Annotated in this window: 19 protein-coding genes and 1 pseudogene; 8 read left to right on the forward strand and 12 right to left on the reverse strand. The window is 61.9% G+C overall.

Annotation, left to right across the window (positions count from 1 at the left end; genetic code table 11):
• On the forward strand, positions 1-321 hold a 321-nt coding region (locus ACFZPT_RS25575; RefSeq protein WP_379555927.1), incomplete at its 5' end, for a hypothetical protein.
• Between the two features lie 116 nt (positions 322-437).
• Positions 438-1880: a hypothetical protein gene (locus ACFZPT_RS25580; RefSeq protein ID WP_034098972.1), complete on the forward strand. Its 1443-nt coding sequence runs from the start codon at positions 438-440 to the stop codon at positions 1878-1880.
• A 71-nt stretch (positions 1881-1951) separates the two neighbouring features.
• Here the strand turns inward: ACFZPT_RS25580 and ACFZPT_RS25585 are convergent, their stop codons facing one another.
• Positions 1952-2815, reverse strand: a complete 864-nt coding sequence (locus ACFZPT_RS25585; RefSeq protein WP_034111016.1) for a LysR family transcriptional regulator — start codon at positions 2813-2815, stop codon at positions 1952-1954.
• Positions 2816-3024: 209 nt separating this feature from the next.
• On the opposite strand from ACFZPT_RS25585, the gene ACFZPT_RS25590 reads away from it, so the two are divergent.
• Positions 3025-4536, forward strand: coding sequence for a M10 family metallopeptidase C-terminal domain-containing protein (locus tag ACFZPT_RS25590; protein WP_052229496.1), 1512 nt, complete (start codon positions 3025-3027; stop codon positions 4534-4536).
• 175 nt (positions 4537-4711) lie between these two features.
• On the opposite strand, the gene ACFZPT_RS25595 is transcribed toward ACFZPT_RS25590, so the two are convergent.
• The 4 genes from ACFZPT_RS25595 to ACFZPT_RS25610 form a co-directional block, all read right to left on the reverse strand.
• Positions 4712-5461: an alpha/beta fold hydrolase gene (locus ACFZPT_RS25595; RefSeq protein WP_034111014.1), complete on the reverse strand. Its 750-nt coding sequence runs from the start codon at positions 5459-5461 to the stop codon at positions 4712-4714.
• A gap of 104 nt (positions 5462-5565) precedes the next feature.
• Positions 5566-6981 carry an efflux transporter outer membrane subunit gene (locus ACFZPT_RS25600; RefSeq protein ID WP_034111012.1) on the reverse strand — a complete coding sequence of 472 codons (1416 nt, stop codon included), beginning with the start codon at positions 6979-6981 and terminating at the stop codon, positions 5566-5568.
• A complete protein-coding gene (locus ACFZPT_RS25605; protein WP_143506424.1) occupies positions 6974-8956 on the reverse strand; it encodes a MacB family efflux pump subunit in 1983 nt (660 codons plus the stop codon). The genes ACFZPT_RS25600 and ACFZPT_RS25605 overlap by 8 nt, the downstream gene beginning before the upstream one ends.
• A complete protein-coding gene (locus ACFZPT_RS25610; protein ID WP_034111011.1) occupies positions 8946-10115 on the reverse strand; it encodes an efflux RND transporter periplasmic adaptor subunit in 1170 nt (389 codons plus the stop codon). The genes ACFZPT_RS25605 and ACFZPT_RS25610 overlap by 11 nt, the downstream gene beginning before the upstream one ends.
• Before the next feature lie 263 nt (positions 10116-10378).
• On the opposite strand from ACFZPT_RS25610, the gene ACFZPT_RS25615 reads away from it, so the two are divergent.
• From ACFZPT_RS25615 to ACFZPT_RS25630, 4 genes are all read left to right on the forward strand, one after another.
• Positions 10379-10861, forward strand: a complete 483-nt coding sequence (locus ACFZPT_RS25615) for a sigma-70 family RNA polymerase sigma factor (RefSeq protein WP_034098965.1) — start codon at positions 10379-10381, stop codon at positions 10859-10861.
• 119 nt (positions 10862-10980) lie between these two features.
• The gene (locus ACFZPT_RS25620; protein ID WP_034111010.1) at positions 10981-12318 is read left to right on the forward strand and encodes a lysine N(6)-hydroxylase/L-ornithine N(5)-oxygenase family protein; all 1338 of its coding nucleotides are present in this window, start codon (positions 10981-10983) and stop codon (positions 12316-12318) included.
• Positions 12319-12446: 128 nt separating this feature from the next.
• On the forward strand, positions 12447-13667 hold the full coding sequence (locus ACFZPT_RS25625) for a putative DNA modification/repair radical SAM protein (protein ID WP_034111009.1): 1221 nt from the start codon (positions 12447-12449) through the stop codon (positions 13665-13667).
• On the forward strand, positions 13664-14497 hold the full coding sequence (locus ACFZPT_RS25630; protein ID WP_034098961.1) for a TIGR03915 family putative DNA repair protein: 834 nt from the start codon (positions 13664-13666) through the stop codon (positions 14495-14497). Before ACFZPT_RS25625 ends, ACFZPT_RS25630 begins: the two co-directional genes overlap by 4 nt.
• A 61-nt stretch (positions 14498-14558) precedes the next feature.
• On the opposite strand, the gene ACFZPT_RS25635 is transcribed toward ACFZPT_RS25630, so the two are convergent.
• From ACFZPT_RS25635 to ctlX, 7 genes are all read right to left on the reverse strand, one after another.
• On the reverse strand, positions 14559-15056 hold the full coding sequence (locus ACFZPT_RS25635; RefSeq protein WP_034098959.1) for an Lrp/AsnC family transcriptional regulator: 498 nt from the start codon (positions 15054-15056) through the stop codon (positions 14559-14561).
• A gap of 6 nt (positions 15057-15062) precedes the next feature.
• Positions 15063-15893, reverse strand: coding sequence for an ABC transporter ATP-binding protein (locus tag ACFZPT_RS25640; protein ID WP_198712397.1), 831 nt, complete (start codon positions 15891-15893; stop codon positions 15063-15065).
• Between the two features lie 3 nt (positions 15894-15896).
• Positions 15897-16610 carry an ABC transporter permease gene (locus ACFZPT_RS25645; protein WP_034111008.1) on the reverse strand — a complete coding sequence of 238 codons (714 nt, stop codon included), beginning with the start codon at positions 16608-16610 and terminating at the stop codon, positions 15897-15899.
• Positions 16607-17308 carry an ABC transporter permease gene (locus ACFZPT_RS25650; RefSeq protein WP_034111007.1) on the reverse strand — a complete coding sequence of 234 codons (702 nt, stop codon included), beginning with the start codon at positions 17306-17308 and terminating at the stop codon, positions 16607-16609. The genes ACFZPT_RS25645 and ACFZPT_RS25650 overlap by 4 nt, the downstream gene beginning before the upstream one ends.
• A 101-nt stretch (positions 17309-17409) precedes the next feature.
• Positions 17410-18189: an ABC transporter substrate-binding protein gene (locus ACFZPT_RS25655; protein WP_034111005.1), complete on the reverse strand. Its 780-nt coding sequence runs from the start codon at positions 18187-18189 to the stop codon at positions 17410-17412.
• Between the two features lie 281 nt (positions 18190-18470).
• Positions 18471-19517, reverse strand: coding sequence for an ornithine cyclodeaminase (locus ACFZPT_RS25660; protein WP_034098953.1), 1047 nt, complete (start codon positions 19515-19517; stop codon positions 18471-18473).
• Positions 19518-19528: 11 nt separating this feature from the next.
• Positions 19529-20455 (reverse strand): citrulline utilization hydrolase CtlX, encoded by a 927-nt coding sequence (ctlX, locus tag ACFZPT_RS25665; protein ID WP_034098952.1) that lies wholly within the window; start codon positions 20453-20455, stop codon positions 19529-19531.
• 183 nt (positions 20456-20638) lie between these two features.
• Here ctlX and ACFZPT_RS25670 point away from each other — a divergent pair.
• Positions 20639-21091, forward strand: a pseudogene (locus ACFZPT_RS25670) (GNAT family N-acetyltransferase); the annotation flags it as partial.
• Positions 21092-21102: the final 11 nt, after the last annotated feature.

The following is a 21102-nucleotide window of genomic DNA, read 5'->3' on the forward strand; positions in this document are numbered from 1 at the left end:
GGACTGATGTTATTTGCCGAACATAGAAAGCTGGAAGAGCTGGAGAGTTATTTCAGTAAGAACAAAATGGTTCTTGAACACAAACGTAAATGGGGGCGTAACCAGAGACTCGCCAGATTTCATCGCATGGGTTTGATGATCGATATCCTCTCAATGCCAAAGTGCCATGTGAAAGAAGGACTTGTGACCGAGGCTGAGTTGGGCTGCGTTCCGTTAGCTCTCAAACGCTGGGCTCTATGGCCCTATCGCCTGTGTCACATTTGGGCTCTCGCGTTGATCATCGGGGCTGTCTGGCGTAGATGGGGCGGCATTGAAATCTGAAGTCTCCCACATTTTTTTCAAAAAATACTGTACATCTATACAGTAAAGTCCTACAGTCCATCCCAGGTGACCGGATGTCACCTGACCTTCAGTTTTTAACTATGGATGGATAAAAAATGAAATCGAAAAAAGCCTTTATGCTCGGCGCGGCCATGGCCGCCTCCTGCTTTGTTTCGGCCTTTGCGCTGGCGGAGCAAACCCCTCAGAAACTCAGTGCCCAGGCCGTCCGGCAGGCGGTCGACAAGGCGCTCAAGCCCGGCGGCAAGTTGGATGGGGCGAAGGTTTCGGCCTCGCTCAAGCAAAAACTCAAGGCCGCCAAGACCGGCCAGTCCAAGGCGCTGACCCAGGCGGTGAAAACCGCACCGTTCGACACCGTGGTCGGTGAACTGAAAAAACCGGCGCAGGCCCAATTGAGCGCCGCTGCCATTGCTGCGTTCGAGCCGTTGTTCCCCACGCTGGATATCAACACGCTCTACAGCGTGGACGGGGTGCAGACCGGCAACGAGTTCGCCTACCACTTCAACCTGCCGCAGAATGCGCGCATCCAAGTGCAACTGGTCAACCAGAGCGCCGGCACCGACATGTCGCTGAACCTGTTCCTCGACGACGGCCAGGGCAACCTGAGCCTGGTCGGCTCTTCGGATGCCGCCGGCAACGCCGATGAATACCTCAATGGCGTGCTGCCGGCGGGGGATTATTACTGGTACATGGTGGCCAACGCCGCCAGCAACGGGCAGTTCAGCTTTGGCGTTGCCGTAGACACCAATATCGATGCCTACGAACCCAACGACACGCCGCAAACCGCCTTCGTGCTGCCGGACTCGATGAACAAAGTCAGCGGTAACCTCGACAACGCCAACGATGTCGATTACTTCGACTTCAAGGCCGTGCGCGGCCAGAGCGTGAGTATGTACCTGGCCGGTGATGAAACCGGCAGTCGCAACCAGTGGATCTTCGACCGTTTCGACGGGGTCAATTGGGTCACGGTGCCGGCGGGTTCGACGTCGACCTACCCCAGCGTAGCGCCGGGCACCACGGTCAAAGTGCGCGTACGGGCCAACCCGAACGTGGCGCAGGATGCGACCAAGCAGTACCAGCTGAGCCTGGGCTCCACGCCGCGCCTCAATAACCACGATGTGAAGGGTGACAACATCGTTCGTGTGCCGGTATCGGAAATGCCACTGGCCACGCAAACCGCGCGGGTTTTGAACTGGAGCACGCAATGGTCCGACTCCACCGGAGCGCCGTTGCTGGGTGTCACGCCGGTGCTGCGCGTGGACAACCACTTCATCGACTTCGACTACCGCTGGGTCGACTACCCGGCCACCACCAACAGCGCAGGTGCGACCTCGGCCACGGCAAATATCGGCAGCTGCTTCGGCGATTACCATACGGTCATCAACGACAGCAGCACCGGTGTGCCGTACAAGTGGGACACCACCTACAACCAGGGCGGCTGGCGCATCGAGCTGGCTGAGTTTCCGGGGGTAGGCGTCGGTGGTGACAATGTGCAGTACGTCAGCCTGGGGCATATCTGCACCCAGACCATCGTGCATTGATCGTGACGCGTCAGTGAAAAAGGGGGCAGCCTGCACAGGCTGCCCCCTTTTTTGCGGCAATGGCTGATGGCTTAACTCAATGGATCCCAACGCTGTGACCAATCCCCTTCGGCCTTGACCACCCCGCGCAACAGTTCCAGCGCCTGTTGCAACACCGCCGAATCCCGCGCCCGTGCGTACACCAGGTACGTCGGAAAGCTGAATTCGGGCGCTTTGGCTACGCGCCGCATCACGCCGCTGTCCAGGTAGCTTTGCACCACTCGCGTGCGGAAGTACCCGGCGCCGCCGTTCTCCAGGATGTATTGCAGTGCCAGCGGGCCGAGGTTGAAACTCACGGCGGCGCGGGCCCGGTCGGGCAGGGCGGCGTCATGCTGCTGGCGAAACCCCGGGCCCCAATCGATATAGACGTAGGGCTCGGGCTTGCTCGCCAATTGCACCAGGATCAGTTTTTCCTCCAACACCTGCTCCACCTGCAACCCCGGCCAGTAGTGCGGCTGGAACACCAGCGCGGCGTCGAGCACGCCCAGTTCCAGTTGACGCAACAGATAGTCGCCCTCGCGGATTTCCGTACGCAGGGCATGACCGGGGATGTGTTCGCGCAGGGCTTGGGCCCAGCCGAGCATCAGCGGGTTGCACAGGCTCACCTCGCCGCCGATATGCAGCACATTGCGATAGCCATCGGGCAACGGCAGGTCGCGGCGCGCGGCTTCCCAGGTTTGCAGCAATTGATTGGCGTACACCACAAACGCCTCGCCATCGGCGGTCAGTCGTGCCCCGGCCCGGTTGCGCACGAACAGCGTGCAGCCCAGCTGGTTCTCCAGGTTTTTCACGCGGGCGGTGATGGCGGTCTGGGTAACGTGCAGTTTCTCTGCCGCCGCGGCCAGGCTGCCGCAGCGTGTGATTTCGAGGAAGGTGCGTGCCAGTTCGATGTCCATGAAGCCCCCGCGAATGAATGGGAGGCATTGTAGAGGGGATGCCATAGGATGGGGGAATCGGGATACACGCCGGACGGAAATGTATGGGGTGTCACTCAGGAAAAGCGCCTGCCAACCCGCTGTTGGCAGACCTAGAGTCGACGGCGACGGTGGGAATACCTCCCCCGTTATTTTGTCATCTCACTGATTGAGAGCCTCGGAGACACGCTATGACGAACTCACCCACAATTACCATTTCACCCTATGCCAGCGCGACCGTCACTCAGTTGGATCGCGTACTGCACGCCGATCAACGCGGCGGCGGGCGCGAGATCAATGGCAAGCCTTCCTACAGCATCCAGCAGGCGGCCGATGAGATAACCCGTGACAATTTGCGTTGGCCTGATCTTAACGGTGATGGAAAAACGGACATCGCCTATCGTTTTCTGACAACGGCGGGGCAGTCATTCCGCCAGCTGGGGCTCACGCAGTTCAGCGAATTCAATCAAGCGCAAAAGGAATCGGCACTCAGGGCCATGGAGCACTGGTCGGATGTCGCCAATCTGAGTTTCACCCAGGCCAGCCCGGGGACGCAGGAGGATGGCAACATCAGTTTCGGCAACTTCGCCCTGGACCCCCAAGGTCGCAACGCGTTCGCGAGCCTTCCACCTTCCGAAGGAGCCCGCCAATTCATGGCATCACGTCCCCGCGCTCAAATAAACGTGCCGGTCGCCGAGGTTTGGCTCAACGGCACGGAAGACGCTCATACCGCACCGAGCCACAACAACGAAGGCCACAAAACCCTTGCCCACGAGGTCGGGCACGCCCTTGGGCTAGGGCATCCGTTCAGAAGCCATCCCGCTGGTGCGAGTTACAACACGGCCACATACGCGGAGGACACCGGCGGACACAGCGTTATGAGCTATTGGAGCGAACACCACTCCGGGCAATCATTTCACAAAAACGGCATGCACCATTCGCCTTCAACGCCGATGGTCGATGACATCGCGGCGATGCAAAAACTATACGGGGTCAATCATCAAACCCGTACGGGCGATACCACCTATGGGTTTAATTCCAATGCCGACCGCGAGGCCTATCACCTGCACTCGAACGCTGACGCACCAGTATTCACGGTGTGGGACGGTGGTGGCACGGACACCCTGGATTTTTCCGGCTTTAGCCAAAACCAGGTCATCAATCTCAATGAAGGTACACCCTCGGATATTGGAGGGATGCGAAAAAATGTGTTCATCGCCAAAGGCACCACAATAGAAAACGCTAAAGGCGGAGCCGGCGACGACATATTGATTGGCAACGCGGCACAGAACGAATTGTCCGGTGGTGGTGGTAAGAACACTTACGTCTTTTTAACCCCTGAGCAATCGACACCGCAGGCGCCTGATCGAATCACGGACTTTGTGTCGGGTAGGGACAAGATCGATATTTCCAATCTCCGTGCGACCGGGCCCGAGAGTACTTATATCGATGAAAGTAACTATTCTCCGATCGAGGAATTGCGGAACGGCTTAAATTCCACAAGGCCACGGCGCGACATTGCGCAAAAACCGGTCGAATTAGTTTCCAAGTTCAGCGGTGAAGGGCGGCAAGTCATGCTGACGTACGACGAAAATGCCCGTCAGGAAGTATTGCAGATTGATCTGGATGGCGATCGGCGTGCCGACTTTATGCTCAAAATTGACAGCGAGCAGATGTTGAGTTGGGGCGATTTCGTGAAATAAATCCTGAAGGTGCGGCGGTAGCCCTTCGATCGGCTACCGTTCGCTGAAGCACCGCTCATGCGTAGCATGGGTGCGATTTATCGTATTAATGCGGATAAATAGCACTTAATAACGATCCGACCGGAGCGTCAACGCGAGAGGTCGCTTTCGGCGGCAAAGGGTCGCAAACAGTGTGCTATGGCCAATCGCCCAGATCCAGGCAGCGGGTGAAGGGCGGCGGCTGCCTGCCGTAGGCCAGAAAGTCGCCGATCCAGCGGGTGATGCAAGCGCCGGCATCCGCCTTTGCCGGCTCCTTGAGACGCAGCTGTTCGACTTGCAGGGGGCCGCTGTCGTCGGGGTCGGCGTTGACCAGCACCATGCGCGCCACGCGTTCGGGGAACAGCGCGCTGTAGCGATTGCCCAGTCGCGTGGCTTCGGCGTTGCCCAGGTAATGCAGTTGGGCATCGCCGAGTTGGGCGCGTACGTATTCCATGTCGCGGGCGGCGTATTCGACGTCGTTGGGCTGGCGGATAGTGCGCGCGCTGAGTTCGATCACGTCATAGCGATCGAGCAGCGTGCGATAGGCCGGGGTGGTGTGGGTATTCCAGCGGCTGGCCAGTTGAATGGCGAAGGTGCCGCTGCTGTTCTTGCGCGCCGGTTCGCCGGCTTGGGTGAAGATCACGCCCTGACGGCTCAACGGCTCGCGGGCGCCAACACGGGTGACGGTCAGGCGCAGGATGCCCTGGCGGGGCGCTGCGTAGTTACGCGGTACCGATACGGTGCCGCACTGGGTGCGTTCCAGTACGTTGGGGTCGAGGCGTTCGTTAGCGGGCAGGGGGCAGTCCAGCAACCAATCGATGGCGGTCGGTTTGATCAACGGCTCGGCAAAGGCAAGGCCTGCCAGCAGCCAGAGGCAGCCGCAGGCCAAGTGTTTTACGACGGTCATCGAGAGGTCCAGGGCAGCTGTATGACAGCGGCTTTTTTACCAAGGACCTCGGGGTTGAGAATGTAGGGTGAAAAGACGGCTCGTGTAAGAAAGCGGAGTTTTGTTTATCGGATTTCAGAGGTCCAGCCGCCACCCAACGCTTTGTAGAGCGCGATGCTGGCTTGCAGGCGTGACAGTCGCAGTTGCACGTTCAGGTCCTGAGCGGCGAACAAGGTGCGCTGGGTTTCAAGCACCGTCAGCCAGTCGGCGGCCCCAGCCTGGTAGCGCTGTTGGGCGATCTGGAATGCGGTCTGCGCCTGGCGCAGTTCTTCGTCCTGCCATTGGCGCTGCTGGTCGAGGCGGGTGATGCTGCTGAGGGCTTTTTCCACGTCGGCAAAGCCGTTGATGATTGCGCCGCGGTAGCTTTGTAGCAGTTCGTCCTGGCGCGCGCGGGCCTTGTCCCGTTCAGCGCTTAAACGGCCGTTGTTGAAGATCGGTGCCACCAGCCCGGCGGTCAACGTGTAATAGGGGCTGCGTAGCACATCGACGGCCTTGTAGGCGTCGGAGCCCAAGGTGGCGCCGAGGGTCACGGCGGGCAGCAGGGCGGCGCGGGCCACCGTCACGTCCGCCTGCGCCGCCGCCAGTTGGGCTTCGGCCTTGGCAATGTCCGGGCGGCGGCTGAGCAATTGGCTGGGCAGGCCGGCGCCAATGACGGGCCAGGTCAGGTTCTGGAAGGGCTCGGCGCCCAGGTCCAGGGCCTGCACGGGTTGGCCGAGAAGGGCGGCGAGGGTGATGCGCGACTCTTCGGCCTGTTGCGCGATCAATGGCAACTGGCGCTGCTGGCCGGCCACCAGGCTTTTCTGTTGGGCCAACTCCAACGCGGTGGCCGAGCCGGCGTCATAGCGGGTTTGCACCAGGGCGAGCACATCCCGCGCATTGGCCAGGTTCAACTCGGCGATCTGCCGGCGCTGCGCGGCGGCGAGGGTTTGCGCATAGCGGTCGGCGACGTTGCTGAGCAGGGTCAGTTCCACGGTGGCCTGGTCGAATTCGCTGGCCCGCAGGCTGTGCAGGGCGCTGTCGCGGGCGGCAGCGCGAGCGCCCCAGAAATCCACTTCGTAGCTGGCGGTCAGGTTGGCGCCGAAGTTGTTGACCGTGTCGTCACTATCGCTGGCGTCGAGGTCCGGGCCGCCGGGGCCGCGCAGCAGCTTCTGATGGCTGGTGGTGAGGTTGGCCTTCACCTCCGGCAGCAACGGCGCGCCGGCAATCACCGCGCTGGCCTGAGCCTGGCGCACCCGCGCCACCGCTGCGGCCACATCGAAACTGTCGCGCCGCGCCTGTCCGATCAAACGATTGAGCGGCGCACTGCCGAACTGTGTCCACCACTGGGTGTTCACGTTCTGGGCGGCCTCGCGTTCGGCGTACTGCCAGGCGGCCGGCGGCGCGATGCGGCTGTCGACGCTGGGCGGTTGGCCGGCGCAGGCATTGAGCAGCAGGCACAGGCTGAGCACGCACAGGTGCGATGGGATACAGGGTTTATTCACTGGTCAATGCCTTAACCGGATCGAGCCGGGCAGCTTTACGGGCCGGCATAAAGCCGAATACGACGCCGGTGACCAACGCACAGCCAAACGCGCCAAGCACCGCCACCAGGGAAAACTGCACTGCCACCTTGGCCAGCGTCAGCACGCCGCCCACCAGCAAGGCCAGAGCGATGCCGCACAGGCCGCCGACCACCGAGAGCATCACCGCCTCGGTGAGGAACTGGCGCAGGATGTCGCGCTGGCGTGCGCCGGTGGCCATGCGGATACCGATTTCGCGGGTACGCTCGCGCACCGTCATCAGCATGATGTTCATCACACCGATACCGCCCACCAGCAGGGAAATCGCCGCAATCGAACCGAGCATCAGCGACAGGGTGTTCTGGGTGCGCGCCTCGGCCTGGATCATCGCGGCGTTGTTGGTCAGCTCGTAGTCGCGCTTGCCGTGGTGCAGGCGCTGCATCAACTGGTCGATGGCCTGTTCGGCCTCATGCACCTTGCGTGCATCGGCGGCGGCGATCACCACGTACTCTGGGTTGTAGCTGCCGAACAGGCGCACGCTGGCGGCGGTGTAGGGAATGGCGATGCGGTCGTCGCTGTCTTTATTGCCGGAGCTGGCGCCTTTTTCCGCCAGCACGCCGATGACCTGGAACGGCACGTTCTCGATCAGGATGTATTGGCCGATCGGGTCGACCAGGCCCTTGAACAACTTCTCGCGCACCCGATGACCGATCACCGCCACCGTGGCCCCGGCGCGCTCGTCGGCCGCCGTGAAGTAACTGCCCTCGACCACCGGCCAGTTGAAAATGTCGGGGAAATTGGTGTCGTTGCCTCCCACGTACGCCATGTAGTCGACGTTGCCGTAACGCACCCCGGCTTCGCTGCCGTTGACTGGCATGATGCGCTGCACCTGAGGCAGCGCCGCCAGCGCTGCGACGTCGGCCAAACTGACGATGCCCAGCGGCGTGCGTGGGTTGGGTGAGGCGCCGCTGAGGTAGAGGATGTTTGAACCGAACGCACCCATCTGCGCCATGACCTGGCGCTTGCTGCCTTCGCCCACGGCCAGCATCACCACCACCGACGCCACACCGATGATGATGCCGAGCAACGTCAGCGCGGTGCGGAAGCGGTTGATCCACATCACACGCCAGGCCGCCTGGACGGCGTCCACCAGTTCGGCTTTCCAGGCGCCATTGTGTTCGGCGCCGTCGGCCAGACGCTGACGCAGGTCCACCGCTTGCAGGGCGCCGGGGGTAGCGGCGGTCGCGGTGTCGTGGGCGGATGCCGAATCGCTGATGATCAGGCCATCGCGAATCTCGATGATGCGGTTGGCGCGCGCCGCGACTTCGCGGTCGTGGGTGATCAGGATCACCACATGGCCCTGGCTGGCCAGCTCGTCGAGCAGGCTCATTACCTCGGCGCCACTGTGGCTGTCGAGGGCGCCGGTGGGTTCGTCGGCGAGGATGATGTGCCCGCCGTTCATCAACGCGCGAGCGATGGACACCCGCTGCTGCTGGCCGCCGGAGAGCTGATGCGGGCGGTTACCGGTACGTTCGGCCAGGCCCAGGCGGGTGAGCAGGGCGCTGGCCCGTGCATGCCGTTCGGCGGCGCTGATTCCGGCGTAGATCGCCGGCATTTCTACGTTTTCCTGGGCCGAACCGGACGGGATCAGGTGATAACCCTGGAACACAAAACCGAACGCTTCACGGCGCAGCCAGGCCAGGGCGTCGCTGTCCAGGTGCGCGACATTCTCCCCGGCAAACAGGTACTCGCCACTGCTGGGGCGGTCGAGGCAACCGAGGATATTCATCAAGGTGGATTTGCCCGAGCCGGATGCGCCGACAATCGCCACGAATTCGCCGGCGTGAATCGCCAGGTCGATACCGCGCAATACGTCAACTTGAGGGCTGTCGCCGCCGCCGTAGGTTTTGCGGATGTGCCTGAGTTCGATCAGCGGCGTACTCACCTCAACCCCCATGGCCGTCGCCCGGGCCGATCAACAGGTGGTCGCCTTCGTTCAAACCGTCGAGCACCTGCACCCGCAAGCGGTCGCTGAGGCCCAGGCGCACCTCGCGCTGTTCGATGCTGCCGTTGGGCATCACCACGCGGGCGATCTGTTTTTCGGTGTTGCCGTTGCCGAGCAGGGCGGCGACAGGGGCGGTGAGGGTGTCCTTGGCCTGGCCGGCGACGAAGAACACCTGAGTGGTCATCTCAGCCATCAGTGCGTTGTCGGTGTTATCCACGTCCAGCAGCACGGTGTACAGCACCACGCGGCCGGTGCCGCTTTTATTGGAACTGGTGGGGCTGCCGCTGCCCTGGGTTTCGTTCAACGGCTTGGGCGGGATCGGCAGGATCTGGCGCACAGTGCTGCTCCAGCGCCGGTTGCCGCCGCTCAGGGTGGTGAAATAGGCGCTCATGCCGGGTTTGACGTGGCCGATATCGGCCTCCGACACCTCGGCCCATACGGTCATCGGCGACAACTTGGCAATGCGCAGGATCAGCGGCGTCTGCTGTTGAGCGTTGAGGGTCTGGCCGACGCGGGCGTCCACCGCCACCACGGTGCCGCTCATTGGCGCATAAATACGTGTGTAGCCAAGCTCCGCTTCATCGCTGCGCAGGCTGGCCTGGGCCTGGCGGATCTGGGCCTGGAACATATCGACCCGGGCCTGGGTCGCGCTCAGCTCGGCCTTGGCGGTTTGTACGTCTTCTTCACGGGTGGCGTTGCCGCTGGCCAGGCGCTGCTGGCGTTGGTACTTCTGGCGCGCCAACTCGTGCTGGGCTTTCTGTTCCTGCAATTGCGCCTTAAGGTTTTCGATGGCGTAGCGGCTGGCGTCGAGCTTGGCCTGTTGGGTGGATGGGTCGATTTCCACCAGCAATTGGCCTTCCTTGACCTGATCGCCCGCCTCGACATGGATCTTGCGGATTTGCCCGGACGCCTGGGCGCCCACGTCCACATAGCGGCGCGGTTGCAGGGTACCGAGGGCGGTCACGCTGTTTTCGATATTGCCGCGGGTCACGGTGACGGTGGTCAGGTCGTCGCGGCCCGAGGGCAGTACCTGCCACGCGGCGACGGCGATCAGCGGTAACAGGCACGCCACAACAAGCAAGGCGCGTCGGGCGGGGCGGGGGCGTTTCATGGATGGATTCCAGCCAGGAGAGTTCAGGGCGCGGTTGCGCAGAGCTGACAGTTAAACGAGATAAGGGCGCTGGAATTTAAGCACTTACATAGGCCGTTGCAGCTCTTTTGCATAAAAAAACGGCTGGCGTTACAAGTCTTCTTTAAAAGTAGATGAGAATTACTATAAATTGCACCCACCCAAACTGCCATTATCGAATGGCACCCTTCTGCAGGCCCGATAACGCTCGCGCCTGCAGCGTTTTTTCAAGATGGTCGGGAGTCGTGTTGGAAAACTACTATCGCGAGCTGGTGTGTTTCCTGAACGCCAAGCTGGGCAACCGTCAGGTGGCCGAAGATGTGGTGCATGACGCTTATGTGCGGGTACTGGAACGTTCCAGCGATACCCCCATCGAGCAACCCCGCGCCTTTTTGTACCGCACGGCGTTGAACCTTGTGATCGACGGCCATCGGCGCAATGCCTTGCGCCAGGTCGAGCCGCTGGAGGTGTTGGACAGCGAAGAGCGCTTCGCCGCCGGCACGCCCCACGCCAGCCACGATCAGGCCCAGCGCCTGGAACTGCTTGAGCGCGCTCTGGCCGAACTGCCGGCGGTCTGCCGCGAGAGTTTCCTGTTGCGCAAGCTGGACGGCCTGAGCCATCTGCAAATCGCCGAACGCCTGAGCATCTCCCGCGCTCTGGTGGAAAAAAACATCGTCAATGCCATGAAACACTGCCGCGTGCGGATGCGCGAGTGGGATGCGCACTGAGGGTCGACGGCTTAAATTTTTTTTCACTGTCCTCGTTTCCTATCAACACACGACCTGTTGTGCAGGTCTTGAAGGTATTCCCGCCCCACCGCCACGGGGCTTATCCAGAGGACACTGGAATGACACAGGCAATTGCTTCGCCCGCGGTTCACGACCTGATCGGCATCGGTTTCGGCCCGTCGAACCTGGCACTGGCCATCGCCCTGCAAGAGCGCGAGAAGGCGCAGGGCAAACTGGACGTGCTGTTTCTGGACAAACAGGCCGACTATCGCTGGCACGGCAATACCCTGGTGACCCAGAGCGAATTGCAGATTTCCTTCCTCAAGGACCTGGTGACCCTGCGCAACCCCACCAGCCCGTACTCCTTCGTCAACTACCTCAAGGCCCACGGCCGTCTGGTGGACTTTATCAACCTCGGCACCTTCTATCCGTGCCGCATGGAGTTCAACGACTACCTGCGCTGGGTCGCCGGGCACTTCCAGAGCCAGGCCCGCTACGGCGAGGAAGTGCTGGCCATCGAACCGATCCTGCATCAGCAGCAGGTCGAGGCTTTGCGGGTGATCTCCCGCGATGCGCTGGGCGAGCAGCATGTGCGCACTACCCGTTCGGTGGTGGTCAGCGCTGGCGGCACGCCGCGCATTCCCGATACCTTCAAGGCGTTCAAGAACGACCACCGCGTGTTCCACCACTCCCAGTACCTGGAGCGCATGGCCAACCAGCCGTGTGTTGAGGGCAAGCCGATGCGCATCGCGATCATCGGCGGCGGCCAGAGCGCGGCCGAAGCCTTTATCGACCTCAACGACAGCTTCCCCTCGGTGCAGGTGGACATGATCCTGCGCGGTTCGGCGCTCAAGCCGGCCGATGACAGCCCGTTCGTCAACGAAGTGTTCTCGCCGGCGTTCACCGACCTGGTGTTCCAGCAAGTCGGCGCCGAGCGAGAGCGGTTGGTGGCGGAGTATCAGAACACCAACTATTCGGTGGTGGACCTGGACCTGATCGAGCGCATCTACGGCATTTTCTATCGCCAGAAAGTCTCCGGCATCGCGCGCCAGGCGTTCCGCACCATGACCGTGGTGGAGAAGGTCACTCCCGGCGCGCTGGGCATCGAACTGGCTCTGCGCAACAACGCCACGGGTGAAACGACCGTGCATCACTACGACGCGGTCATCCTCGCCACCGGTTATGAGCGCCAGATGCACCGCGAACTGCTCGCCCCTCTGGAAACCTACATGGGCGATTTCGAAGTGAGCCGCGACTACCGCATCGTCACCGACGAGCGCTGCAACGCGGGCATTTATATCCAGGGCTTCAGCCAGGCCAGCCATGGGTTGAGCGACACCTTGCTGTCGGTGCTGCCGATCCGCGCCGATGAGATTGCGGCGTCGCTGTATGCCCTGGACCGTGGGCGCAGCCAAGGGCGGTCAATCGAGGAATTGCTGCTGGCCACCGCAAGCTGAGTTCGCGCCGGTAGGCGGGGCGGAAGGGCGAGGCAGTGTGCTTTCGCCCAAGCTCGCCCCTACGGGCGGTACTTGTGACAAAGGGTTACCACTGATACTGTACAAAAAACCAGTATCGGTAGCCCGCCATGCAGTTGATCGAAAAACTCAGCATCCTCGCCGACGCCGCCAAGTACGACGCGTCCTGCGCCAGCAGCGGCGCGCCCAAGCGCAGTTCCGAGGGCAAGGCGGGGCTGGGCTCCACCGATGGCATGGGCATCTGCCACAGCTATACGCCTGACGGGCGCTGTGTGTCACTGCTCAAGGTGCTGCTCACCAACTTCTGCCTTTACGACTGCCAGTACTGCGTCAACCGCCGCTCCAGCGACGTGCCCCGTGCGCGGTTCAGCCCGGAAGAAGTGGTCACCCTGACCCTGGATTTCTACCGGCGCAATTGCGTCAGCGGGCTTTTCCTCAGCTCCGGCATTATCCGTTCGGCCGACTACACCATGGAGCAGCTTGTCCGGGTGGCGAAGCTGCTGCGCGAAGAGCATGACTTTCGCGGGTATATCCACCTCAAGACCATCCCCGAAGCCGACCCGGCGTTGATTGCCGAGGCCGGGCGTTATGCCGATCGCCTGAGCGTGAACATCGAACTGCCCACCGATGCCAGCCTGCAAACCCTGGCACCGGAAAAGCAGATCGGCTCGATCAAGCAGGCCATGCAGACCATCTTCACCGGCGAGCAGACGGTCCTCAACGAGCCTCGCGCGCCGCGTTTCGCCCCGGCCGGGCAGAGCACCCAGATGATCGTCGGCGCCGACGACACCGACGACAGCACCATCCTGCATGGCGCCGAAGCGTTGTACGGTAACTTCAAGCTGCGCCGCGTCTACTACTCGGCGTTCAGCCCCATTCCCAACAGCCCAAAAAGCGTACCCCTGGCCGCGCCACCGTTGATGCGCGAACACCGCCTGTACCAGGCCGACTTCCTGCTGCGCAGCTACGGCTTCAGTGCCGGCGAGTTGTTCGAAGGCCCCGGTCACCTGGCGCTGGATATCGACCCCAAACTGGCCTGGGCTCTTGAACATCGCGAGGTGTTCCCCCTGGACCTCAATCGAGCCGAACCGACGTTGATCGCGCGCATTCCCGGCATCGGCCTGCGCACCACCCAGCGCCTGGTGGACCTGCGCCGCGAACGCAAAATCCGCTTCGAAGACCTGGCGCGCATGCGCTGTGTGCTGGCCAAGGCCAAGCCGTTTTTCATCACCAGCGACTACCACCCGCAACAGGCGGACAGCACCAGTGTGTTGCTGCGCGAGCAACTGCGCGACCGGCCGCAACCGCAGCAAATGGGGCTGTGGGGATGATCAGCCTGGAATGCGACAACCTGTTCGGCACCTGGCGCGAACAGGCGCGCTGGCTGCTCAGCCATCAGGTCGACCCCAGCCAGGTAAGTTGGGGCGAGGCCCAGGCGGCGGACCTGTTTGCCACCGATGAGCCGATCCCTGCCGGGCTGGGGCCGTTTCAGGCGCGTATTCCCAAGGCACTGCTCGAACTGCTGGAGTCGGCCGCCTGCTACCACGGCGACCAACGCTGGAGCCTGTTGTATGAAGTGCTGTGGCGCGTCAGCCACGGCGACCGCACCGCGATGCTGGCGGGCGACAAACTGGGCAGCGAGTTGCAGCGGCGGATCAAGCAGGTCAGCCGCGAAGCCCATCACCTGCATGCGTTCGTGCGCTTTGTCGCGCTGCCGCCAGAGGCCGGGCCGGAGTTGCCGGAGTACGTGGCCTGGCATGAACCGGCCCACGATATTCTGAAGTCGGCCAGCCAGCACTTTATCGGGCGCATGGGCCGCCATCGCTGGATGATCGCCACACCTCTGGACGGCGTGTATTACGACGGCCAGCAATTGATTCATCAACGCCATTGCCCCGAAGCCTGGCAGCAACTGGCACAGAACGTCGAAGACCCCCACAGCGCCATGTGGCTGACCTACTACAGCCACATCTTCAACCCGGCGCGGTTGAACCCCAAGGTGATGGAAGGCCACTTGCCCAGTCGATTCTGGAAAAACCTGCCCGAAGGCAAGCTGATCCCGGGCCTGATCAGCGAGGCGCGAACGGGGAAGCAGAAGGATGGTCAGGCGAGGATGATAGGCGCTCGGCCTGGCAAGAAAATCTTGAGCGGGCACAGTTAAAAAATAGGGGAGGGGCTTGCCCGCTCCCACATTGGATCGCCGGTGTCTTGTGGCGGGGATTTCAGCTCAGTTCGATGGCGGTGTTTTTCACCACGGCCAGTTCTGGATGCGCCACCAGCTTGTCGATATGCAATTCGTCATTGTTCAGCCATAGTTCCGACACCACCCGGTAGTGCTCCATATCCCGGCAGCGCATGCGCAAGCTGTAGTCGAACGGCCCGCTGATCAGTTGGCATTCGAACACCTGCGGGCACGCCTTCATGCAGGCTTCGAAGGCCCTTTGCGCCGAGCGCCCGCTTTGGTTGGACAAGGCCACCAGCACCAGCAACGACAACCCTGGCGAAACCATCTGCACATCGATGATCGCCCCATACCCGCGGATCACCCCACGTCGCTCCAGCTTGCGCACTCGCTCCAGGCAGGGTCTGGGGGTCAGGTGCACCAGCGACGAGAGTTTTTCGTAGGTGATCCGGCCCTGGTGTCGCAGCACGTCGATGATCGCTTCGTCGATGCGGTCCAGGGTAGGGGAGGTATGGGGTCCGTTGGCCTTGGTTTCCATGGTGGTTCACTTCAAACGGTTGGAAAGAAATTGCTGCAAGCGCTCGCTGCTGGGATGGTCGAGGATCTGGGCGCTGCCTTGCTCTTCGACCCGGCCCTGGTGCAGGAATAGCACCTGGCTGGACACCTGGCGGGCAAAGCCCATTTCGTGGGTGACCATCAGCATGGTACGACCTTCCTCGGCCAACGTCTGTATGACTTTGAGGACTTCTCCTACAAGCTCAGGGTCAAGCGCTGACGTCGGTTCGTCGAACAGAATAATTTCCGGCTCCATCGCCAGCGCCCGCGCAATGGCCACGCGTTGTTGCTGGCCGCCGGACAGGAACGCCGGGTATTGCTCTGCCACCCGGCCCGGCAGGCCGACTTTGTCCAAGTACAGCCGCGCACGTTTTTCCGCCTCGGCGGCGCTGACGCCCAGGGACCGGCGCGGCGCCAGGGTGATGTTCTCCAGCACGGTCATGTGGCTCCACAGGTTGAAGTGCTGGAACACCATGGCCAGCCGCGTGCGCAGGTTCTGCAACTGCGCCTGATGGGGCGCGCGGGTGCCGGCGCGGCCCTGACGCATTTCGATGCTGATACCGTCCAGAGTGATGACCCCGGCGTCGGGCTGTTCGAGGAAGTTGATGCAGCGCAGCATCGTGCTTTTGCCGGAACCGCTGGCGCCGATCAGGCTGATCACATCGCCGTTGCGTGCATTGAGGGACACGCCCTTGAGCACTTCGTGGTCGCCGTAGCGCTTGTGGATGCCTTCGACCTGAAGCTTGATGGCGGTTGTTGCGGCGTTGGCAGCGGGTACGTCGATCGGGTATGCAGCCAGGGCCTGCGCGGACTGATTCATGGGTTAGCCTCGGGTAGGTACAAGAAAACGCATCCAGCGACGTTCGGCCAGTCGGAACAGGCCCACCAGTGCAAAGGACAGCAGCATGTAGAGCAGGGCTGCGATGCCGAAGGCTTGGAACGTCAGGAACGTTTCGGCGTTGGCGTCGCGGGCCACTTTGAGGATGTCGGCAATCGTGGCGGTGAATGCCAGGGACGTGGCGTGCAGCATCAAGATCATTTCATTGCTGTACGCCGGCAGTGCGCGGCGCAGGGCTGCCGGGATCACCACAAACAGGTTCAGCCGCCAGCCGTGTAGGCCATAGGCGCGGGCCGCTTCGATTTCGCCGTGGGGAATATTGCGGATAGCCCCTGCGAAAATTTCCACGGTGTAGGCGCAGGTATTCAACACGAAGGCCAGCAGGGTGCAGTTCAGCGCATTGCGGAAAAACTGGTTGAGCAGGGCGTTGTCCTGTACCACCTCCAGGCTGTACAGCCCGGTGTAGCAAATCAGCAGTTGGATATACAGCGGTGTGCCGCGAAACAGGTAGGTGTAGACCTCTACCGGCCAACGCAGCCAGACGTGTTCCGACACGCGAGCCAGGGCCAATGGGATCGACAGAAAAAAACCGAGGACTATGGAGATAATGAACAGCCACAGGGTCATGGCGACACCGGACAATCCCGAGCCATCGCTGAACAGATAGGCCAGGCCGTATTGCTGGAACAGTTCGATCATCGCGCCATCCCCTTGATGCCGAGGTTGTAGCGCCGTTCGAGGCGCTTGAAGATGCGGTTGGACAGGGTGGTGATCACCAGGTACACCAGGCCTGCAAGCATCAGGAAGTACAGCGGCTCGTTGGTGGTCTTGCCGGCGTTCTGGGCGGCCTTGACCAGGTCCGACAGGCCGATGATCGATACCAGCGCGGTGGACTTGAGCAGCACCAGCCAGTTATTGCCCAGGCCCGGCAGGGCAAAGCGCATCAATTGCGGAAACAGCACCAGGTGGAAACGCTGCCAGCGGCTCAAGCCGTAGGCGGTGGCCGCTTCCAGTTGGCCGGCCGGCACGCTGAGGATCGCGCCGCGGAAGTTCTCGGTGAAGTACGCGCCGTAGATAAACCCCAGGGTGACCACCCCGGCGGTAAACGGGTCGATTTCGAAGTACGCCCAGCCAAAGGTTTCGGTCAGGTCGTTGAGCCACAGTTGCAGGCTGTAGAAGATCAGCAGGATCAGCACCAGGTCCGGCACGCTGCGGATCAGCGTGGTGTAGAGCGTAGCCGGTACGCGCAGCCATTTGGCGCTGGACAGCTTGGCGCCGGCGGCGATCAGCCCCAGTGCCAGGCTCAGGGCCAGCGCCAGGAACGCCAGCTTGAGCGTCATCCAGGCCCCCTGGGCCAGCATCGGGCCGTAGCCCTGCAGGTTGAGGAATTCGTTCATGGGAAGATCTCTATTGGGCGCAGACATACCCCGTTGGCAGGGGGCTTGTGTGGGAGGGGGCAACCCCCTCTCACGCAAGTGTCCTCCTTCGGGGAAGGGGCTTATTCGTGGTAGATGTCTTGATCGCCGAAGTACTTCTTTTGGATCTGCGTATAGGTGCCATCGGCCTGGATGGCGGCAATGCCCTTGTTGATCAGAGCGCGTAGCTCAGCATCGTTCTTGCGCAGGCCCATGGCGATGTCCAGGGGCAGGGTAGGGTCCTTGAAGGCCGGGCCGGTCTTGAAGTCGGCGCCTTCGGGCTTGGACAGGAAGTTCAGCTGGGCTTCGAGTTTGTCGGTGAGGGTGGCGTCGAGGCGGCCGTTTTGCAGGTCGGCGTAGTTCTGGTCCTGGGACTGGTACGCCTTGACCTGAGCGCCGAGCTTGGCCAGATGCGCACGGGCATAGGCCTCCTGCAACGAGCCTTGCAGCACGCCGACCTGCTTGCCTTTCAACGATTCCGGCGTATCGCCGAAATCGGCGTTCTTGCGGGTGATCACCGAGGTTGGGCTGAGGAACAGACGGTCGCTGAAATCGATAACTTTTTCGCGGGCCGGCGTTACGGCCATGGACGACATGATGGCGTCGAACTTACGCGCGCGCAGCGCCGGGATCATGCCATCGAACTCGTTGTGCACCCAGGTGCATTTGACGTCGAGCTTGGCGCAGATCGCATTGCCCAGTTCGATATCGAATCCCTGCAGGCTGCCGTCGGCGGCTACGGATTCGAAGGGTGGGTACTCAGGGAACACGCCGAAGCGGATTTCTTTCCACTCCTGGGCGTGAGCGGCGGTGGCGCACAGTGGCAACAGCAACGCAGCGAAGAGTGATCGCAATGGAGTCATGGTGCAGTCCCTATATTTTGTAATTGATGTCAGGGCAGTTAAAAAGTGAAGCGTATTTCTGTTCTGTTTATGCAGCGAACCTGTCACTTCTGGCGATTCGGGCGACACAGAGAATGCGTCATGATGGTGCGTTTTTTGTGTCGTTTACCCCACGCCTAAACCGCGAATTGCGCTGTTAAAACCTGCAATGCAGCGGATTCGGCTGTGACGCGCGCAGAATCGGCTTTTATCTGTGTAAAAGTGCGCCTGCCCCTCGCGCAAAGGGGCAGGCCAGAGCGGTTTCAGGCGCGCTTTTTCTGCTGTGCGGCCGGCTGTTGGGCCAGGCGCGCGAACAGATTCTTCGGGTCGGCCAGGTCCGGCACCAGTTCCAGCTCGCTGCCGATGTCCAGGGCTTGGGCCACGTCCAGTACGTAGCGCAGGGCCGAGTAATCTTCGATGGCAAAGCCTACCGAATCGAACAGGGTGATCTGGCGCTCGTTCTCGCGGCCAGGTTGTTGGCCGTTGATCACTTGCCACAGTTCGGTCACCGGCGAATCGGCGGGCATGTGCTGGATTTCACCTTCGATACGGCTTTGCGGCTCGTATTCCACGATCACCCGGGCACGCTCGACGATACGTCGGTCCAGCTCGGTCTTGCCTGGGCAGTCGCCGCCGACAGCGTTGAGGTGCATGCCCGGCTCGATCATCGCGTCGGTGAGGATCGTCGCGTAAGCCTTGTCGGCGGTCACAGTGGTGACGATGTCCGCACCTTTGACCGCCGCCGCCACGCTGTCGGCCAGAATCACCTTGATCGCCGGGAAGGCTTTGAGGTTGGCGGCCAATTTGGCGGTGGCCTTGGCGTCGATGTCGAACAGGCGGATCTCATTGATGCCCAGCATGGCGTGGAAGGCCAGCGCCTGGAATTCGCTCTGGGAGCCGTTGCCGATCAAGGCCATGCTGCGGCTGTTTTGCCGCGCCAGGTAGCGCGCCACCAGGGCGGAGGTGGCTGCGGTGCGGATCGCGGTGGTCAGGGTCATTTCCGCCAGCAGCACCGGCTTGCCAGTGTCCACATCGCCCAGGGCACCGAAGGCCATCACGGTAAGCATGCCGGCCAGGGTGTTTTTCGGGTGGCCGTTTACGTATTTGAAGGCATACAGCGACGCGTCCGAGACCGGCATCAGTTCGATCACGCCCTCCGGCGAATGGTTGGCCAGGCGCGCGCATTTTTCGAAATCCTGCCAACGCAGGTAGTCGGCGCGAATGTACTCGGCCATTTCGGTGATGCAGGTTTGCAAGCCTTTTTGCGAAACCAGGTAGCTGAGGTCGTTGACGTCGATATAGCGGGTCATGGCAAGACTCCTTATTGAAATGAGGGGCGGGCGGGCAGATGCACTTCGGCCAGCATGCAGCGGGCACTGCCGCCGCCGATGCGTTCGATGTTGTCGATATTCACCACCACCGGCCGCGTGTGGCGCTCCACATGGCGGCGTTGCTGCGGGTGCAGGGCGCCCCAAGCGCTGGCGGACATCACCAGCAGCGGCTGGCCGTCGCGGTCGTGCACTTCGAGCATGTTGCCGGCGAAGGCTTCCAATTGATCGAAGTCCAACGCGACGATGTCCTTGCCGGTGTCGCGCAGTGAACGCTCCAAGGTCAGGCGCTCGGCGGCGTCGGGCAGGGCTTGTAAGCACACCACCGAGAGGTCACGGCCGACGCTCATCATCACGTTGCTGTGATAGATCGGCGCGTGATGGCGGTCGACGGCGTGGAATACGCAGAGCCGGTAGTCGAGTCGTTCGGCGAACTGGCGCAGCGCATCTTGGTGGGTGCGCCCGGAGTGGCAGGCATAGCTGATGCGGTGCTGGCGGTCGAGCACCATGCTGCCGGTGCCTTCGAGGAAGATGTTCTCTCGTTCCAGGTGGCTCAGGTCGATGGTGCTGGTGATCGCAAAGCGTTGTTCCAGGACCTGCAGCACCCCTTTATCGCGCTCCAGTCGTCGGTTCTGGCCTTCCATCGGGTACAGCACCAGGCTGCCGTCGGCGTGGCTGCTCCACCAGTTATTGGGGAAGATCGAATCGGGGGTATGGGGCGCTGGCGTGTCCTGTACCACTAGCACTTCCACGCCATGGCGGCGCAGAGTGTCGACATACTCATCGAACTCCTCCAGCGCTTTCTGCTGTGCGCTGAGGGGGTCGGCGGGTGGGCGTTGGAAACGGTTGTTGACCGCGGTGTCCGGGTTGAAGGCAAAGCGCGCCGGGCGAATCATCAGGACGGTGTTGGTGGTTTGCATGGGGGCACGAAATCCATGGGATGAACTGTGCAGCTATTGTGTGGGTTGTGCCGGATGAATCCCGGCTGAAACAGCAGGGCCGCTCAGCGGGGAAAGCTGAAAAGGGGCGTGGGGCAGCCGAATCGGCTGGGAGAGTTGTGGATAGTGGGGTGTCGGTTATGACGCCGTTGGCCAGGAGGAAATATGTCTACCGTCGTACGTCTCGCTCAACCCGACGATGCCGAGGGAATCAGCCAGGTCATCCTGGCGGCTTTGTACGGCAGCAACGCACAGGACTATCCGGCGGATGTGATTGAGCGGGTGGCCAGCAGCTTTACGCCCGACGCGGTGCGCGAGCTGCTCAAGCGGCGTGTGGTGCTAGTGGCCGTTCAGGGGCGGTTGATCGTCGGCACCGCTGCACTGGATGCCAAAGTGGTGCGCTCGGTGTTCGTCAACCCGACGCGGCAAGGGCAGGGCATTGGCCGGTTACTGATGAGTGAAATCGAACTGCGCGCGGGGGAAGCGGGGGTGACAACGCTGAGTGTACCGTCCTCGCTGACGGCCGAGCCGTTTTACGCCAGGCTGGGGTTTCGCACGGTACGTGAGGTCGATCACGGCAATGAGCGCACGTTGGTGATGGAGAAGGCGTTGTTCTCGTGCGATGCCTG

Origin of the sequence: Pseudomonas sp. MD330_10, from assembly GCF_042610415.1 — a bacterium.
Classification (GTDB): Bacteria; Pseudomonadota; Gammaproteobacteria; order Pseudomonadales; family Pseudomonadaceae; genus Aquipseudomonas; species Aquipseudomonas rhodesiae.

Bases quoted from the DNA above. Each gene is read 5' to 3' on its own strand.
- ACFZPT_RS25595 (WP_034111014.1), bottom strand. From the start codon at position 5,461: ATGACCGTCGTAAAACACTTGGCCTGCGGCTGCCTCTGGCTGCTGGCA.
- ctlX (WP_034098952.1), bottom strand. From the start codon at position 20,455: ATGCAAACCACCAACACCGTCCTGATGATTCGCCCGGCGCGCTTTGCC.
- ACFZPT_RS25660 (WP_034098953.1), bottom strand. From the start codon at position 19,517: ATGACCCGCTATATCGACGTCAACGACCTCAGCTACCTGGTTTCGCAA.
- ACFZPT_RS25645 (WP_034111008.1), bottom strand. From the start codon at position 16,610: ATGATCGAACTGTTCCAGCAATACGGCCTGGCCTATCTGTTCAGCGAT.
- ACFZPT_RS25620 (WP_034111010.1), top strand. From the start codon at position 10,981: ATGACACAGGCAATTGCTTCGCCCGCGGTTCACGACCTGATCGGCATC.
- ACFZPT_RS25655 (WP_034111005.1), bottom strand. From the start codon at position 18,189: ATGACTCCATTGCGATCACTCTTCGCTGCGTTGCTGTTGCCACTGTGC.
- ACFZPT_RS25640 (WP_198712397.1), bottom strand. From the start codon at position 15,893: ATGAATCAGTCCGCGCAGGCCCTGGCTGCATACCCGATCGACGTACCC.
- ACFZPT_RS25605 (WP_143506424.1), bottom strand. From the start codon at position 8,956: ATGGGGGTTGAGGTGAGTACGCCGCTGATCGAACTCAGGCACATCCGC.
- ACFZPT_RS25650 (WP_034111007.1), bottom strand. From the start codon at position 17,308: ATGAACGAATTCCTCAACCTGCAGGGCTACGGCCCGATGCTGGCCCAG.
- ACFZPT_RS25625 (WP_034111009.1), top strand. From the start codon at position 12,447: ATGCAGTTGATCGAAAAACTCAGCATCCTCGCCGACGCCGCCAAGTAC.
- ACFZPT_RS25590 (WP_052229496.1), top strand. From the start codon at position 3,025: ATGACGAACTCACCCACAATTACCATTTCACCCTATGCCAGCGCGACC.
- ACFZPT_RS25585 (WP_034111016.1), bottom strand. From the start codon at position 2,815: ATGGACATCGAACTGGCACGCACCTTCCTCGAAATCACACGCTGCGGC.
- ACFZPT_RS25610 (WP_034111011.1), bottom strand. From the start codon at position 10,115: ATGAAACGCCCCCGCCCCGCCCGACGCGCCTTGCTTGTTGTGGCGTGC.
- ACFZPT_RS25630 (WP_034098961.1), top strand. From the start codon at position 13,664: ATGATCAGCCTGGAATGCGACAACCTGTTCGGCACCTGGCGCGAACAG.
- ACFZPT_RS25635 (WP_034098959.1), bottom strand. From the start codon at position 15,056: ATGGAAACCAAGGCCAACGGACCCCATACCTCCCCTACCCTGGACCGC.
- ACFZPT_RS25580 (WP_034098972.1), top strand. From the start codon at position 438: ATGAAATCGAAAAAAGCCTTTATGCTCGGCGCGGCCATGGCCGCCTCC.